This is a genomic window from Salinivibrio sp. AR640, assembly GCF_001995405.1.
GTDB lineage: Bacteria > Pseudomonadota > Gammaproteobacteria > Enterobacterales > Vibrionaceae > Salinivibrio > Salinivibrio costicola.
The window spans coordinates 30,156-47,054 of sequence record NZ_MUFD01000024.1 but is presented as its reverse complement, the minus strand read 5'-3'; the positions used below and the strand labels follow the sequence as shown (position 1 = coordinate 47,054).

The 16,899-nt window shown below is 50.3% G+C and carries 12 protein-coding genes; 9 read left to right on the top strand and 3 right to left on the bottom strand.

What is annotated here, in order from left to right; translation table 11 throughout:
- Positions 1-9 precede the first annotated feature (9 nt).
- From BZG75_RS12030 to BZG75_RS11990, 8 genes are all read left to right on the top strand, one after another.
- Complete coding sequence (locus tag BZG75_RS12030; protein WP_199878895.1) at positions 10-906, top strand: LysR family transcriptional regulator; 897 nt, start codon at positions 10-12, stop codon at positions 904-906.
- 243 nt (positions 907-1,149) lie between these two features.
- On the top strand, positions 1,150-2,133 hold the full coding sequence (locus BZG75_RS12025; protein ID WP_077577138.1) for a hypothetical protein: 984 nt from the start codon (positions 1,150-1,152) through the stop codon (positions 2,131-2,133).
- 480 nt (positions 2,134-2,613) lie between these two features.
- On the top strand, positions 2,614-5,511 hold the full coding sequence (locus BZG75_RS12015; RefSeq protein WP_158009987.1) for a hypothetical protein: 2,898 nt from the start codon (positions 2,614-2,616) through the stop codon (positions 5,509-5,511).
- 62 nt (positions 5,512-5,573) lie between these two features.
- Positions 5,574-7,739, top strand: a complete 2,166-nt coding sequence (locus BZG75_RS12010) for a type I secretion system permease/ATPase (RefSeq protein WP_077577132.1) — start codon at positions 5,574-5,576, stop codon at positions 7,737-7,739.
- Positions 7,736-9,130: an HlyD family type I secretion periplasmic adaptor subunit gene (locus BZG75_RS12005; protein WP_077577130.1), complete on the top strand. Its 1,395-nt coding sequence runs from the start codon at positions 7,736-7,738 to the stop codon at positions 9,128-9,130. Before BZG75_RS12010 ends, BZG75_RS12005 begins: the two co-directional genes overlap by 4 nt.
- 24 nt (positions 9,131-9,154) lie before the next feature.
- Positions 9,155-10,543 (top strand): TolC family outer membrane protein, encoded by a 1,389-nt coding sequence (locus tag BZG75_RS12000; protein WP_077577128.1) that lies wholly within the window; start codon positions 9,155-9,157, stop codon positions 10,541-10,543.
- Positions 10,543-11,145 carry an OmpA family protein gene (locus BZG75_RS11995; RefSeq protein WP_077577126.1) on the top strand — a complete coding sequence of 201 codons (603 nt, stop codon included), beginning with the start codon at positions 10,543-10,545 and terminating at the stop codon, positions 11,143-11,145. The genes BZG75_RS12000 and BZG75_RS11995 overlap by 1 nt, the downstream gene beginning before the upstream one ends.
- 58 nt (positions 11,146-11,203) lie before the next feature.
- Positions 11,204-13,132 (top strand): bifunctional diguanylate cyclase/phosphodiesterase, encoded by a 1,929-nt coding sequence (locus BZG75_RS11990; RefSeq protein ID WP_077577125.1) that lies wholly within the window; start codon positions 11,204-11,206, stop codon positions 13,130-13,132.
- Positions 13,133-13,134: 2 nt separating this feature from the next.
- Here the strand turns inward: BZG75_RS11990 and rimI are convergent, their stop codons facing one another.
- The 3 genes from rimI to BZG75_RS11975 are packed head-to-tail and all read right to left on the bottom strand — an operon-like array spanning position 13,135 to position 14,399.
- Positions 13,135-13,596, bottom strand: a complete 462-nt coding sequence (gene rimI / locus BZG75_RS11985) for a ribosomal protein S18-alanine N-acetyltransferase (RefSeq protein ID WP_077577123.1) — start codon at positions 13,594-13,596, stop codon at positions 13,135-13,137.
- Complete coding sequence (locus BZG75_RS11980) at positions 13,589-13,981, bottom strand: DNA polymerase III subunit psi (protein WP_021023633.1); 393 nt, start codon at positions 13,979-13,981, stop codon at positions 13,589-13,591. The genes rimI and BZG75_RS11980 overlap by 8 nt, the downstream gene beginning before the upstream one ends.
- A 16-nt stretch (positions 13,982-13,997) precedes the next feature.
- Positions 13,998-14,399, bottom strand: coding sequence for a hypothetical protein (locus BZG75_RS11975; protein ID WP_021023634.1), 402 nt, complete (start codon positions 14,397-14,399; stop codon positions 13,998-14,000).
- A 333-nt stretch (positions 14,400-14,732) separates the two neighbouring features.
- Between BZG75_RS11975 and BZG75_RS11970 the strand changes: the two genes are divergently transcribed.
- Positions 14,733-16,829: a sensor domain-containing protein gene (locus tag BZG75_RS11970; protein WP_021023635.1), complete on the top strand. Its 2,097-nt coding sequence runs from the start codon at positions 14,733-14,735 to the stop codon at positions 16,827-16,829.
- Positions 16,830-16,899 lie beyond the last annotated feature (70 nt).

Here is a 16,899-nt window from a genome sequence, read left to right as displayed (position 1 = left end):
GGAATAGACATGTTAGAACGTCACCACCTTCATATTTTGCGAGCGATCAAAGAGCAAGGGTCGCTTACCGCAGCCGCAGAGACGCTTTATCTCACCCAGTCCGCGATTAGCCATGCGATGAAAAAGCTAGAAAGCCAGCTCGGGATTAGCTTGTGGCAAAAATCCGGACGGCAGCTTCATTTCACGCGAGCGGGTGAGTACTTGCTTACGCTGTCTGAGCGTATGCTTCCTCAGTTCGAGCACGCTGAACAGCAGCTTAAACAATTTGCTCAAGGCCAGCGCGGTACATTGCGCATCGGCATGGAGTGTCACCCTTGTTATCAGTGGTTGCTTAAGGTGGTTGAGCCTTTCTTACATCAATGGCCGGATGTGGATGTTGACGTCAAACAAAAGTTCCAATTCGGTGGTTTGGGCGCATTGTTTGGCCATGAGATTGATGTGCTCGTCACGCCCGATCCCTTACTTAAACCAGGCATAGAATACGTATCCGTGTTTGATTACGAACAGGTGCTGGTGGTGAGCGGACGAAGTGCACTCGCGGCGTTTGACCATGTTGATCCTGAGCAAGTAACACAGGAAGTGCTGATTACCTACCCTGTTGATCAATCGCGTTTAGATGTCTTTACCCAGTTTTTGGCGCCGGCGCACTGTGCACCGCGCAAACACAAAACCATAGAAACAACCGATATCATGCTGCAAATGGTTGCCGCTGAGCGCGGGATCGCGGCACTCCCCAAATGGCTGGCTTTGGAATATCAACAGCGTTTAAACCTACATATTCTTCGCATGGGCAAAACAGGCATTCATAAATCGATCCATTTGGGTGTACGCGAGGGACAAAGAGATGATTACATCCAAGACTTCATCGAAAAAGCCAGTTCAACCGTAATGCATCGATGTGACTAAGAGATAAAACACTCAATCCCGTTAATAGTGACATTTAAGCGCATACTTTAAGGGCATGGTTTGAGAGCATAGTTTCGCGCCGTTTCAAACACCCACCTATACTTACGTATTGTCTCAATGTTGAGCCGTACAAAGTGCACATTTCGGCGTAAAATTACTTTCGAAGAAGTCTAATTGCTTAGATAATGCAAGTAATAGACTTTGAATGCACCTCACATTTTTTATGGATAAAGAGTCCCGGCTATGAAATCAACCTCGCTCTCTCGCAATGTAAACGTCGAAAGTATCCAAGGAAATGGTGTACTGCTTGTCAATGGCACGCCAATGACAGTGACCGAAGGCACGTCCTTTCCGTCTGGAACCGAGCTGGTTCTGCCAGATAACAGTGAGGCTGTTATTGTACTCAGCGACGGAACATTACTCGCCGTTGAGGCTCAGGGAGAGCAGTCCGGCACCGTGCTCGATGGATTGCCGCAAGATGTTCAAGATGAAATAGCCGAGATTCAGCAACAAATCCTTGATGGTGAAGGCGAGATCACCATTGAAGATGACCAAGCGACCGCCGCTGGTGGTGACGCTGCAGCTGGCAGTGGCTCATGGAGTTATGTCAATGTTGAGCGTGATGGAAGCGAGACCATTGCAAGCTCAGGATTTGATACTGATTCGCTTGCAACCAACGACGGGGCGATTGGTAGCGATGCAGAAGGAGGAGCGGGGCTTGCGATTGACACCACCGCTCCCGGAATCCCTGGCGTGACCATTGTTAATGATGCTAACAACGATGGCATTATTAGTGGGCAAGAGCTTGGTGATGGGATCCAGGTATTGATCGATCTGTCCGATACCGGTGCTAATCCGGGCGATGTATTAACGATAAATGGTCAAACCTCGACGATTACCGAGCAAAATATCATAGACGGCACCGTCACCATCACACTGCCAGACACTCCTGCAGACGGAGAAACATTAACCGTAGAAGCCACCATTACCGACACCTCCGGCAACACCTCCGCGCCGGGGAGTGATCAAGCGGTAATGGATGCGGTTGATGGCAACCTCACGGTGACGGCGACGGTTGACGAGACCAACAGCCTCGACATCAGCGGTACCAGCACAGACGTACCGGAAGGCGGTGAGGTGAGCCTCACGATCACCGACCAGAACGGAAACACCGTGACCACCACGGCCACCGTGGATGGAAACGGCGACTACAGCGCGGTGAGGTGAGCCTCACGATCACCGACCAGAACGGAAACACCGTGACCACCACGGCCACCGTGGATGGAAACGGCGACTACAGCGTTGCCGACGTGGACGTCAGCAGCCTGACCGACGGCGCTCTGACCATCGATGCGCAAGCCACCGATAACAACGGCGAAACCGTTGAAGCGACCGACAACGCCGCACTGGATGCGGTTGATGGCAACCTCACGGTGACGGCGACGGTTGACGAGACCAACAGCCTCGACATCAGCGGTACCAGCACAGACGTACCGGAAGGCGGTGAGGTGAGCCTCACGATCACCGACCAGAACGGAAACACCGTGACCACCACGGCCACCGTGGATGGAAACGGCGACTACAGCGTTGCCGACGTGGACGTCAGCAGCCTGACCGACGGCGCTCTGACCATCGATGCGCAAGCCACCGATAACAACGGCGAAACCGTTGAAGCGACCGACAACGCCGCACTGGATGCGNGGTGAGGTGAGCCTCACGATCACCGACCAGAACGGAAACACCGTGACCACCACGGCCACCGTGGATGGAAACGGCGACTACAGCGTTGCCGACGTGGACGTCAGCAGCCTGACCGACGGCGCTCTGACCATCGATGCGCAAGCCACCGATAACAACGGCGAAACCGTTGAAGCGACCGACAACGCCGCACTGGATGCGACTCCCCCCAACCCCCCAGTCATCACCAATATCACCGATGACTCAGCGGGTAGTGATTACAGCGATGTCACTTTGCACGGCACGGGTGAACCCGGAGCAATCATAACGTTGTATAGCAAAGAAGGCAGTACGACTAATGGTAATGATACCAATCCGAATGGTTATGTTCGTGTCGCGACCGAGGTCGAGGTGGATGGTGATGGATTCTGGACTTTAGATATTACAGATCTCGACAATACGCCCGTCAATGATAATGAATTCTTCAAAGCGATTCAGACTGATGAGGCGGGTAATGCCAGTGAAGATTCGAACATTGTACATTACTGGCACGGTAACGGGGCGAATGTTAATACCGAAACTGGGGATGATTATGTCTTAACTGGTGCCGGTAACGATACGGTTAATATCATTACTGATGATGCGAACGATCAACTCGTCATCGACGGCGGTGCAGCAAATGACAAGGCTATATTTAATGCGAGTGCCGACAGCCTATCGTTCAGCAAAGATAGTAATGGTTACGTCATTGTGGAAAACAGTGATACTGGCGATCGTGTTGAGCTGCGTGATTTTGAATTGATCAATATAGATGGCGATGAAAAGACCATAGATGAGCTCTTCACGCCGACGGTCACCATCACCGAAGACGCCAACAATGATGGCGTGATCAGCAGTGACGAGCTCGATGGCCAGGTCGACGTCAACGTCGACTTGCCAGCGGGTGCCGTGGCCGGTGACACCATCAGCGTCAGCGATGGCACCACCACCAACGACATCGTGTTGGCCGACACCGACATCAGCAACGGCAGCGTCGCGACCTCGTTCGATGCGCCAGCGGAAGGTGAAACCCTCACCGTGACAGCGGTGCTGGAAGACCAGCACGACAATACATCAGAACCAGGCAGTGATAGCGCCGTCTACCTTGCCTCTGACGGACTAACGGTCTCGGCCTCGCTGTCCGAGCCCTCAGCTGATAGTCACCCAGCCGACGCACTAATAAAATATGCAGAGGAGCATGAAGGATCGCCATCCGGTGAGTATGATGAGATTGTGGACGATCAGTCCCATAAGGTTGAAACGCAAGGTGGCAATGATCTGATCATTGGCGGCACATCAGACGGTTCGTACCATTTTGTTGCCAATAATGGTGATGATGTGATGGTGTCACGTAACGCTGGCGCAGCAACAACCTATACCGGGAATAATGGCCACGATACTGTATACCTCCAAGGTAACTTTGCTGATTATACGGTAGTTCAGCAAACATCACATAATCTCTTCCTAAGTAACGATTTACATAACGGTGCAAGCCACGATCTTTATCAAATTGAAACGATTTACTTCGCTGATGGTAAATACAGCTATGAAAACGGCGAGCTGACCAAAGTTGCGGACATTGTGCAGCTGGATGTTGATGTGACGTTGAACGATAACGACGGCTCTGAGCGAATCACATCAGTAATTATATCGGGCATGCCTGAAGGGGGCAGCGTACCGGATGGCGAGCAGCTTGATTCAGGTGATTGGCAAGTGCCGATTGATGCACTTCAGACAAGTCCTGGTTTCTCGGTCACGCTTGAATTGCCTGAGGGAGGTGCCCCTGATTTATCCGTGACTGTTGGTGCCGCTGAGGTCGATGATCAAGGCAATCTTGTTGATGACGAAATCAAAGACACCGCTTCGCCATTAAACGTCATTTTACCGAATGAAGTGACGAGTAATGTGTCGCAACCGCTTACGCTCACTAACGATGATGGGATTGCGGGGTATAACAATAGCTTTGGCTATTATGTCAAAGATGACGAAGGCAATCCCACTATTGGTAAAGTGGTTTGGGCGAATGCATCGAACGCTAATAAAGATGCTACATTTGATCTAGATGGTTACGCCCAAGGCGAAATTGGATTCTTTATTATTCCAGATGGTGGTAGTGAAAATGCAATATCAGACCAAGCCAATGTAACGTTTGAGCAAAATCAGTACGGAAACTGGCAAGCTGTCGTTAATGGGCAGCCGTTATCCGGCAAGGGGGCGCCAGCTTTATTTGACCAAGCCGATTTAAACCCAGATGGCGACTCATATATGAAAACTGATGACAACGGTGATCTTAGATTTGAGGATGTATTGGGTGGTGTAGGTTGGTTTAATAAGTTCAGTTTTGACGACGTAAAAGTGAATGCAGAGTGGGGCGATCAGGTGACTACCGTTACAGGGACCATAGGTGACGATGTTTTAGAAGCCAGCCAAGGCAATGACATTCTCATCGGAGGCACCGGTAGCGATAAATTCCAGTGGTCGTTGGATGATATGCCATCGTCTGCCGATGGCGATGGGACTGACACCGATGTCATTGTCGATTTTGATAACCAAGGTGACACGCAAGATACCCTCGCGTTTGTCGAGGACTTGACTGATCTCATTAAAGATGCGCAGGTATCTATATCATTGCAAACCTCTGAAAGTGGTGATACCGAGGCCACCTTAACGATTGGCCTTGATGCCGATCACGATAGCCAAATGGATCAGCAGATTAACATTGAAAGCTTGAGCGTCGTTACCAACGGTGGTCAGCAAGAAGTGGTGATCAACACCTTGATTGGTGGCCAAGAAGGGGAGCTAAGATTGACTGAAAATGATGATAATGCTGAACTTTCAGTAGGAGATAGCCAAGACCTAGAGATCAAAGTGGATACGGCGGACTGGTAATCACCCTCAGGCAGCGGCTATCATGTCGCTGCCTTTTGTTTTCGGTCAAAAGAGAGATGTAAGTGACTGACCCTTCAAATAATAATCAATCGGTGCAGTGGCGAATCGCAGCGGGCGAACAGCCCACCGACGATCCCTTGCTAGATTGTTTGGTATTGCTGACCGAACACTATGGCACCCCCTGCTCGGGGGATGCGTTAGTTGCGGGCTTGCCGATGACCAATGCGCTACTCACGCCCGATATGTTTCCACAAGCGGCAGGGCGCGCCGGTTTGGCCGCACGCTTGTCACGTCGCAACCTGGATAACTTAGGGCCGTTATTGCTCCCTTGCGTGTTACTGTTAGCAGATCAAAAAGCCTGTGTGCTGCGTGAAATTGATAATGAGGCAGGCACTGCCCTGATTCAGTTGCCCGAAAATGGCGGCGAGCAAACCATGCAGCTTGAAGCCCTTGAGGCGATGTATGTCGGGTATTGCTTTTTTATTAAGCGCCAGTACCGCGGTGATCAGTCGGTCGATTTACACCTGCACGACAATAAAATCCACTGGTTTTGGCAAACGGTCAAAGACGCTGCGCCTATTTATCGCGATGCGTTGCTCGCCTCGGTGTTGGTGAACCTCTTTGCTTTAGTGTCGCCGCTGTTCGTAATGAACGTCTATGACAAGATCGTTCCTAATTTGGCGTTTGAATCCTTGTGGGTGTTAGCTAGCGGCGCCACCTTGGCCTACTGCTTTGACTTTATCATGCGCAAGTTGCGCTCCTACATGATTGATATGGCCGGGAAGAAAGTCGATATTATTGTTTCGTCTCGACTGTTTGCACGGCTGATGGGTACGCCGCTGGCCAATCGTGGCGGCAGTGTGGGGGCCACGGCCAAACAGTTGGGTGAGTTCGACTCTGTGCGAGACATGCTCACCTCGGCGACTATCACCACCTTGGTTGATTTGCCGTTTGCGGTTTTCTTTATCACGATTATTTATCTAGTCGCGGGCGATCTGGCCATGGTGCCGGTCGTGGCTGGGTTACTGATCTTGGGCTACACCATCTCGGTCCAGCCTAAATTGCGCGCAGCGATTGAAGAGAGTAATAAATACGCGTCTGAACGCCATGGCCATCTCATTGAAAGTTTATCGGCGTTAGAAGGCATCAAAGCCAATGGCGCCGAAGGCATCGTGCAGCGCAGTTGGCAGCAAATGACCGCGCACACGGCGAATTGGAACTTTAAAGTCAAACAAATCACCAACAACGTTTCTTACATTGCCACTTTCATCACCCAGATGATGGCGATCGCCGTGGTGATCTTGGGGGTGTATCGGGTGGCGGACGGCGATATCTCCATGGGGGGGATCATCGCGGCAGTGATGCTTTCCAGCCGAGCGGTGTCACCCATGGCGCAAATGGCGAGTTTGCTCAACCGTTGGAATCAAACCAGCACCTCGCTGCGCCAACTGAATGCGATGATGGAGCAAGAGGATGAGTTTGCTGATAAAGGGCACCTTGTCAGTCGTAAACGCCTTAAAGGTGAACTCAGTGCCGATAACTTGGCCTTTAATTATCCAGAGACGGAAAAACCGGCGCTTTATCCATTGAATTTTCGCGTTCAGCCGGGTGAAGTGATCGCTATCTTAGGTAAAAATGGCTCGGGTAAAACCACGTTACTCAAACTGTTAGCCGGTCTTTTTCAGCCCAACCAAGGCAGTTTACGGTTTGATGGCGTCGATAGCCGTCAAATCCATCCTTCAGATTTGCGTCGCAACGTGGGCTATTTGGCACAAGATGTGACGCTGTTTCATGGCACTATTCGCGAAAACATTATGTTTGGTACGCGCCAAGTCACTGAGCACCAGCTGATGCGTGCCGTGCAGCTGTCAGGCGTGAGTTTGTTTACCGCGCAAGACCATGAAGGCCTAGATAAACAGGTGGGAGAGCGTGGCGAACGCCTTTCTCGCGGTCAGAGGCAGGCGGTGTCTTTAGCACGGGCGTTGCTTAATGAGCCGCCTGTGCTGGTGATGGATGAACCGACGGCCAGTTTAGACGCACACGCTGAAAACCAATTTATTAAAGCGATGGAAGTCGCAGCCAAATCACGAACACTGGTGATGGTGACCCATAACATGTCACTGCTCAACCTCGCGCAGCGGGTGATTGTGATGGACAAAGGACGCATTGTAATGGATGGTCCGCGCGACAAAGTCCTCAGTAAGCTCAACAAAGGAAATGCGTCATGAGCAAGGTCGTTAAAAAGGCCAGCCAACCCGCTGATCTTGACATGATTGACGATGTTTATGGCGCGATGATGACAGATACCCCGCTCAAGTACCGTGCGGTGGTTTGGGTTGCCTTACTGCTGATTGCAAGCTTTATTGTATGGGCCGCGGTGGCGGAGCTGGATCGGGTCACTCGGGGCAGTGGTAAAGTCATTCCTCCTTCTCATGTCCAGCTGATCCAAAGCCTAGATGGTGGCATTTTGCAGGCGATGTATGTTGATGAAGGGCAATTGGTTGAAAAAGGGATGCCTCTCGCGCGTATTGATGCCACCCGCTTTCGTTCCGATCTGGCTCAGCAAGAGCAAGAAATTGACAGTTTGCGGGCTTCGGTCACGCGCATGTACAGTGAACTTGATAGTGTCATTCTTCAGCCACCTAGCCAGCCATGGCAGCAACAGATTGAGGTTGTGCCGCGTCCCATCAGTTTTCCTGATTCACTCACCAGCCGTAAACCCCAGTTAATTGCACGGCAAAAGTCAGAATATCGGAGCCGACTGGACAGTCTACGTAATCAACTGGATATTCAGGGACAACAAATCGTTCAGAAACGCCAAGCGTTGGAAGAAGTGGCGTCCAAGATAAAAACGCTAACTAACTCGTTATCGATTATGGATCGTGAGATCAATATCACACGTCCTTTGGTAAAAAAGAAGATTGTCTCAGAAGTGGAGCTTCTCAAACTGGAAAGACAGATCAATGATATGCAGGGTGAGCTGACCAACTTAAGACTGTCGCGGCCTAAAATTAAAGCAGCGTTAGATGAATCTATCTTAAAACGCCGTGAGGCTGCTTTGCAGTTTATTGGTGAGACACGGGCCAAGCTGAGTGAAAGCGAGGCACGGCTGTCTCGACTCACAGAGGCGACCGTCGGGGCACAAGATAAAGTGGACAAAGCCGTCATTACTTCGCCTGTCGATGGCACGGTGAAAACGGTGCACATCAACACATTGGGTGGTGTCGTGGGCCCCGGGGAAGATGTGATAGAAATTGTACCCACTGAAGATCAGCTGCTCGTACAAGTGAAAATTTTGCCCAAAGACATTGCATTTTTACATCCTGGGTTACCGGCCGTTGTAAAAGTCACCGCGTATGACTTTACCCGCTATGGCGGGCTAGACGGTAAAGTGGAGCACATTAGTGCCGATACCACGCAGGATGAAGAAGGGAATAGCTTTTACCTCGTGCGAATCAGGACTGAGGCATCGCACTTAACGCGGGATGATGGCACGCCGATGCCGATTATTCCTGGCATGCTGACCTCGGTTGATATTATTACCGGCAAGCGCACGGTGTTGGATTATCTTCTCAATCCTATTTTACGGGCAAAAGAAAACGCACTACGCGAGCGCTAAATAATCACAACAAGGAGAAACAAGATGCCGACCCTTTCGCATCTGTGTCATAAAACGCGCATAACGGCTATCGCGCTAGCCATGAGCTTGATTTCACCCGTTGCAATATCGCAAACATTGGAGCAAGCGGTGGCTCGCTCACTCGAGTCTCATCCACAAATACGTGAAGCCTTTGCGCGCTATAAAGCGCGTGAGCAATCTATAGACCAAGCCAAAGCCGGTTATTATCCCACACTGGATGCGACCGCTGGTGTGGGGCAGGAATGGACGGACTCACCAGGCACTCGCCGTGATACCAGCACGGATGATGAAGTAGACCTAACTCGTCGTGAGCTTGGGTTATCATTACGCCAAATGCTTTTTGATGGCTTTCGTACCCAACATGAAGTGGCGCGGACACAAAACGAAGCCACGGCCGAGCAGTGGGGCTTGATTGCCACCGCAGAAGATAAAGCGTTGGAAGTGTCACGTATTTATCTGGATGTGCTCGTAGCTGAAGAGATTGTGATCCTGGCAGAAAAAAACCTAGATAACCATCAGGAAATCTACGATGCGATTGAAGAAAGCAATCAAGGTGGATTTGCCAAAGCCAGCGACTTGTCTCAGGTGACAGGACGCTTAGCGCGTGCGAACGCAAACTTAATGTCGGCGCGTAATAACCTCGCCGATGCGCGTAGTGCTTTTATGAAGGTCGTCGGTATCGCACCTGAGGATTTACACTTACCCAGCCCCGATGCCGCGATGCTGCCGCAGTCGCTGGATACTACCTTGGATATGGCGTTAGATAACCATCCGCGTTTGCAATCTGCACAAGCAGATATTGCGGCGGCGAATGCAGCCCGTGATGGCTCTCGTGCCGCGTATTTACCGACCATCAACGTAGAAGTCGATGCTAATTGGAACGAAAACATTGGTGGCGAAGACGGTGCGGGTCCGCCAGATGTCGGTGGCGAGAATAATAATATCCAAGCCATGGTACGCATGCGCTACAACTTATTTAATGGTGGTGCCGATCGTGCCCGAGAGCGACAAACGGCTTATCAAACCATCGAGGCGCGAGAAGTTAATGAGATGACCCATCGCCAAGTGGTTGAAGGGGCCACTTTAGCCTGGAACGCGCGAACCTATCTTGAACAGCAGCGTGACTTTATGCGCCAACATGTCGAAGCCGCTACCGATACCCGAGATGCCTATCGCGAAGAGTTTCGCCTCAATGCGCGGACGCTTTTGGATGTATTGGACTCGCAAAATGAGTTGTTTGAAACACGCCGTGAATACCTAAGTAAAGAAGCCGATGAGCGGTATGCACAATATCGAATATTAAACGCTACTGGGCAATTACTGGCCTCACTAAGAATCGATACGCCTGCAAGCTGGGACACGGCATCGCTGTACAGTGAGGGGAGTGAATAATGAAGCAGTTGAGTTTACTTCTTTTTACCGGGCTCATGATCAGTGGCTGTGCGCCACAGTCGGTTGATCCCATGGAAACGAAGATCATACAAAGCCGTGACCTCACCGATCAAGACAAAGATGGTGTAATTGCCGCGCGCGATCAGTGTAACGCGACGCTTGAACAAGCTCGGGTCAATAATGAAGGATGCCCGCAAGAGCGAATAGAAACCGCATCGTTCGAGCTGAATGTCCAATTTGCTACGGATTCGGCCCAGGTTCGTGAGAGTCAGTATGGTGATATCCGTGATCTTGCCGAATTTATGCGCCGTTATCCTAAGGCGTCGGTACTCATTGAAGGTCATGCCAGTAAAGTGGGTGCGGCGAGCTACAATTTAGCGTTGTCACAGCGACGCGCAGAGGCGATTGCGGACGTGCTCGTTAATCAGTTTTACCTTGACCGCAGTCGCGTTAGCGCGCAAGGCTTCGGTGAGACACGCCCATTAATCGATGCTGAGACAGACAGAGCCAATGAAACAAATCGCCGAGTGGTCGCGACTGTTTCTGGCGAACACGGCATAACGGAGAAACGATGGACTATTTATTCATCGGAATCAGATTAGCGGCTACGCCAATGGTCACTTCGATAGTCATTTCACGTATCGGCTGGCGAGGCGCGCAATGACACTGCATCAACGTGTGCTTTCGTTTGTCGTCGCCGCTACTGTGGTCACTGTATTGGTGACCACAGCAGTGGTATTTCAGTTGAGCGCGGAGCAACGCAAACAACAGCAGCAGCAACAATCAAACTTACTCAGTAAGACGCTGGCTGAAGCGCTGCCCGCGGTACTTGAACAAAGTGATGGACAACGACTCACGCAGTTAGCTTCCCAGTTTATCAGTATGCCCCAAGTGAGTCAGATCACGATCGAGCCCATGCTATCTGGGGAACGCCAAGTATGGGAATCTGACCGCCCGGCAATGCATGTGCCGAACTGGTTCGCGACAGCGACGGGCTTAACGGTGAACACAACCTCCGTCTCGGTGAGCAACGGCTGGACACAGTTAGCGAAGCTGACCATGACGTTCGATCCTCATCAAGACATTGCTGAGTTATGGCAACGACTGGTGCGATTAGTCGGCTGGTTATTGGCTGCGGGTGTGGCCGTTATTGTCGCCGCGTCTTTTATGTTCCGTCGTGTTACCGTCCCTCTGGGGGAGCTCAGTCAGCGACTGACGTCGTTAGGACATGGTGATTTTCATCCGACACAAGTGTCAACCAGTGTGAGTGATTTATCGGCACTGCAAAACGCCTTTAATCTTGCCGGGCAACAAGTCGCACGGATGCAGCAATCACAACAAGACGAATTGGCACGCTTGCGCGATAAACTCATGGTTGATCCGGTATCACGCTTACCGAACCGTGGCTATTTTCAGCACCAGCTGCAAAGCTTTATCAACGATGAAGTCGGTTGCAGCTTAATTCTGTTAGAGGCGGATTGGTTATCACGTTTACGCGCTCGCTATGGATATCAATACCGGGATCAATGTTGGCGATTACTAGGAGAAGCGTTAACGCAGGAGAGCTTAGCCAGCACGCATCAAGTCGTGGCAAGGTTGAGTCATAATGAAATCGCGATCCTACTGGTTACCGATGAAGAGAAAGCATTACGGCGTTACTTACGCCAGTTATTACGGGTGATCAATCAAGAGCTAGAGAATATCTCGCTACCGGTCAATCAAGGCTTTCACTTAGGTATTGCGCAAACGCGTACCGACGAGACGGTGAGCCTGATGGCGAAAGCGGATAATGCATTACAACACGCGAAGCGCCAAAACGAGGTTTACTTTTGGCCAACGGATGAACAAGTTGATAGCCGGACCCGAGAGCAATGGCGGCATGTTTTGCTTGAAGCGTTGCACAAAAATCCATTAGCGCTTTATGCCCAACCGGTTCGTCATCGTGATAATCAATATAATTGGCATCAAGAGGTGTACGCACACCTTTGGGTGGACGATAGCTGGCTATCTGCGGGTCAGTTGCTCAACCGTATTGAGATGTATGCATTAGGCGAAGAGTTTGATATTCACGTGCTAAATAGGGTGAGTGACTACCTTAATAAAAATCCTCACAGTGACAAGCTCGCGATCAATATCACCATCGAAAGTGTCCAAAGCCAAACATTCTATGATTGGTTAAGTCACTTTTTACTCAAAACCTATCTCGCCGATAAACTGGCGTTTGAAGTGTCAGAAAAAGCGGTGCATGCTGATCCTGAAGCTTGCAAGGCATTGTTTCGTTTAATCCGTGGTCAAGGCTTTGCCGTTGGGGTTGATCACTTTGGCCGTAATATGGATAACGTCGACTACATCAAAAATATCGAGCCTGATTATGTCAAATTGGATATCGGGTTTGGTCAGCAGTCGAGCGATGTGGATGATGTATTCATTCGCATGCTAGTCAATATTGCGCTGGGACGAGAGATCACTGTCATTGCCACTGGGATTGAACAATCAGAGCAGCACCAGTATTTTCATCAGTTAGGTTGTCAGGGCTATCAAGGCTATATTCTGCCACCGATCAGGTTAGATAGTGGTGAGCAGCCTTAGTTTCAATCGGCTACTTTTTGCATCACCCACGCATCTTCTCGTCGACCGTCGGCACACGCATAATAGTGTTTTCGGCGGCTGACGGGCTTAAAGCCATATTTTTGATACAAGACTTGCGCCGCGATGTTGCTTTCGCGTACCTCCAGCCAGATACTCTCCGCACCGGCTTCATTTAGGCGTTTGATCATCGCCTCAAGTAAAATACTTCCCCATCCTTGCCCTTGATAGGTGGGCTCAATCGCAATGTTCAATAATTCCCCCTCCCCGGCGACACAGCGCGCGTAAAAATACCCAATCAGTAATGCGTGTGGCTGCATTAAATGAAGCCCATACGCGTGGTCAAAACGGCCAGTTGGCGCCGCCAGTTGGGTGTCTGACCAGGGTGAACTGTGGGCGCGCCGCTCGATTGCGCTGATGGCTGTGATGTCATCGTGCGCCAGCGGACAAAGATAATAATCAGTCATATTGGCAAATCTGCCGCCACAGATCGCGTTTGGCGGTTGGGTTATCGTGCATCTGCGCTAAGGGAATCGAATCTAAACGTCGTACGCCATCAATAATCACATCCGGTGTGTCAATATACCAACACCAGGTTAAGCGATGTTCACCCAGTGCCGACAACGCTGCATGCGGTAATTGACGCGCCTGCTCGGGGCGCAATTTCATGCTCTTGAGTATATTGCCGAACAACCACGCATCTTTTTCACTGAGCGGCGTATCACAGACCAGCAATAATTGGCAGGCGTCTGGTAACTGAATAACTTCGTGCGTTTGGTCATAAATGGCTGGATGACGTAACTGCCAGACGTCTAGGCCCATCGCTTGTAAACGTTGAATGTCGGTTAACATCGTTTTGGCATCCGTATTAAGCGGTCGCGGCGGCTAATTGCTTATACCACCAGGTATCGTTGGTCTGTATCGGGGCAAACTCAGCGCGCGCCGCCTCAGCACTGGGCATTATTTTAAGCCGGGTATAGCCAAACTCAAAGAGGGTGGATTCCGCTTCGTCCAAGAGTGGCATTAAAAGGTCGGGATCTGGACTGTGCCATAACGCGATTTCTTGGCTGTTGTTATCCATTTGCGCATCAATCACCACAATATGGCCCTGTACCTCTCCCATATCGCTGGTCGCGAGCAACGACAGAGAAATAAGCCCGGCTTCACGCCATTGCTTGAGTTGGTCGGCTTGATAAGGACGCGTGATATCGTCGCGCCACCAACGATCCAGTTTAACCAAGTCGGCGGGCGCTTCTGAGCGAATAAGCATAAGACATACAGCGGTGAGTAAATGTTGTGGTCAGGATAACCGATTCCCGATCCGGTGCAATAGTGACAGTGAGTCTCGCACAGATTATTACGCAGCTAAATGCATAAATATCCGCCAAATTGTGCGATTTGGCAACATACTCTCGCTTTTTTACTGATTTTGAGTGCCTTTTCTCTTTTTACCGATAAATGTGCGGTATATAGTGAGAAAAGCTTGAACCTATGACGTGTGCCTCATAAAGTGCTACTGACAATGAAGTTAAAAGTGTCTAATATATGAGACGCTTGTCTCGATGATGATATAATCGAGCGTGATTACCCAATGTGAGCCCCCATGCCAATATCGTCGTTAAATGATTGGTTTTACTGCTTAACCGATAACAGTCCGTTCCTTTTTGCCATTCTAGATAGTACCGATCGCTACGTGTACGCTAACCCGCGCTATTGTGAGTTGGCGGGTCTTTCCTCTGTCTCGTTGAAGGGGCTTTGTGACAAAGACACGCTAGGCGAGGCGTTTTATCAAGCGGTAAAACCGCATTATGAGAAAGCAAGACGCGGGGATGGCGCGGAAGGAGAAGTGGTGATTGCGGATGAGTATCATAGCTCAAGCTTTCATTTCAGTGTGGCACCGCTTAAAAACTATAAGGATGAGCAAGGACAGCCTTGTGTTATTTTCCATGCAGTTGACACCTCGGAGCGTCAAATCTTAGCCAGTGCGCTGGAAGAAGCGGATGAAAAATATCATCGTTTAAGTTCGTTGATCGACGATGGCTGTTGCCTGGTGGAGGACGGTTGTATTCTCTCCGCGAACCCTGCTGCAGCGACCTTGCTAGGGGTGGCATCCGCAGACGACTTGCTCGGTGAACCGGTGGCGAATTATTTAGCGCTTGCCGATCAAAACCATTCGGTGATAGAGCGCTTAGCGAGTGCCAATGATCGCGAGTGCATTGACGCATTGAGTAGTAAAAAAGGTGCGTCTGTGCGCCTTTCTCAGTCGCCGATTCAGGTATTAGGTAAACAAGCCACTATGTTGCGCTTACACGCGCCTTATACAGAGGTGAAGCGGCTGCAACCCGCACAGCACGATGAAATAAGCAAAGTGGGCGAGCCGCAATGGGCCAATATTGATGCCTTGACAGGATTGTATAATCGCTATGGCTTTAGCAGTGAACTGGATAAACTGATCCGTGCGCAGACGCCTTTAGCCATGTTATATCTTGACGTGGATAATTTTAAAAATATCAATGACTCGCTAGGCCACCACGTAGGTGATCGGGTGTTGCAAGATATCGCACAACGTTTACGCGCACTGCTTTCCGCCGACACCATTATTGGTCATTTGGGGGGCGATGAATTTGCGGTGATCCTACCCAAACCTGCCACTGAAGACATGGTCGAGCAGTTAGCTGACAAGGTTGTTGGCGCGATTAGCCAGCCTTTTGAACTGCACTACTTTAGCAAATATTTGGCCTGTTCCCTGGGGATGGTGCGCTACCCTGAAGACGGCAAAGATGCCAGACAATTACTGCAAAATGCCGACACGGCAATGTATGAGGCGAAAGAGCAAGGCCGAAACCGTGTGGTTGAGTATAACGACAGTATGAGCAAAGAAGCGCGGATGCGTCTGTGGCTGGAAATTGAGCTGCAAAAAGCATTGCAAAGCAAAAGCCTAGAAGTCTGGTATCAGCCCAAAGTGAATGCGGGTGATTTTCGTATCAATGGCGCAGAGGCTTTGGTGCGCTGGAAGCACCCTGTAGAAGGTTACATCAGTCCAGGGCGTTTTATCCCTGTGGCTGAGCGCTGCGGCTTGATAGAGGCGCTTGGGCGCCATGTGATGCGGGAAGTGTTTCAAAATGTTCATCGTTGGCGGCAACAAGGATTATTACCGGGCCGGGTCGCGATCAATTTATCGCCTGAGCAATTTAGTAGCCCTAAGTTAATTGAACATATGGAAAAGCTATTAAAAGCAACTGGCGCCAATCCTGAAGATATTACCTTTGAACTTACCGAAAGCGCGGTAATGAGAAATGATGAGCACGCGCTGACCATGCTGAATGCGATTAAATCATTAGGGTTTGCGTTATCGATTGATGATTTCGGGACAGGGTACTCATCGTTGTCCTATCTCGCGCGCTTTCCGCTTGATGAGCTCAAAATCGATCGCGCTTTTATCCATGAGATGGATGCGCTCAGTAAGCAGGTGACGCTGGTGGAAAGTATTATCCACCTTGGGCGAGCGATGGAGATGACGGTGGTGGCTGAGGGTGTCGAAACTCGCCAGCAAGCATCGGTGTTAACCAACTTACATTGCGATACCATTCAAGGCTATTACTTTCATTCTCCGATGCCGAAGCGAGAGTTTGAACAATTGCTACATAAAAATAAGCCGCAAAATCAACCGCCACAGCTATTAGCGCCCACCCACCCGTGATGATTATGTGTCAGTGAAAAATAAAAAGAGCAGGAAAACCTAGCTCTTTTTAGTGGTGCATATGGGTCGC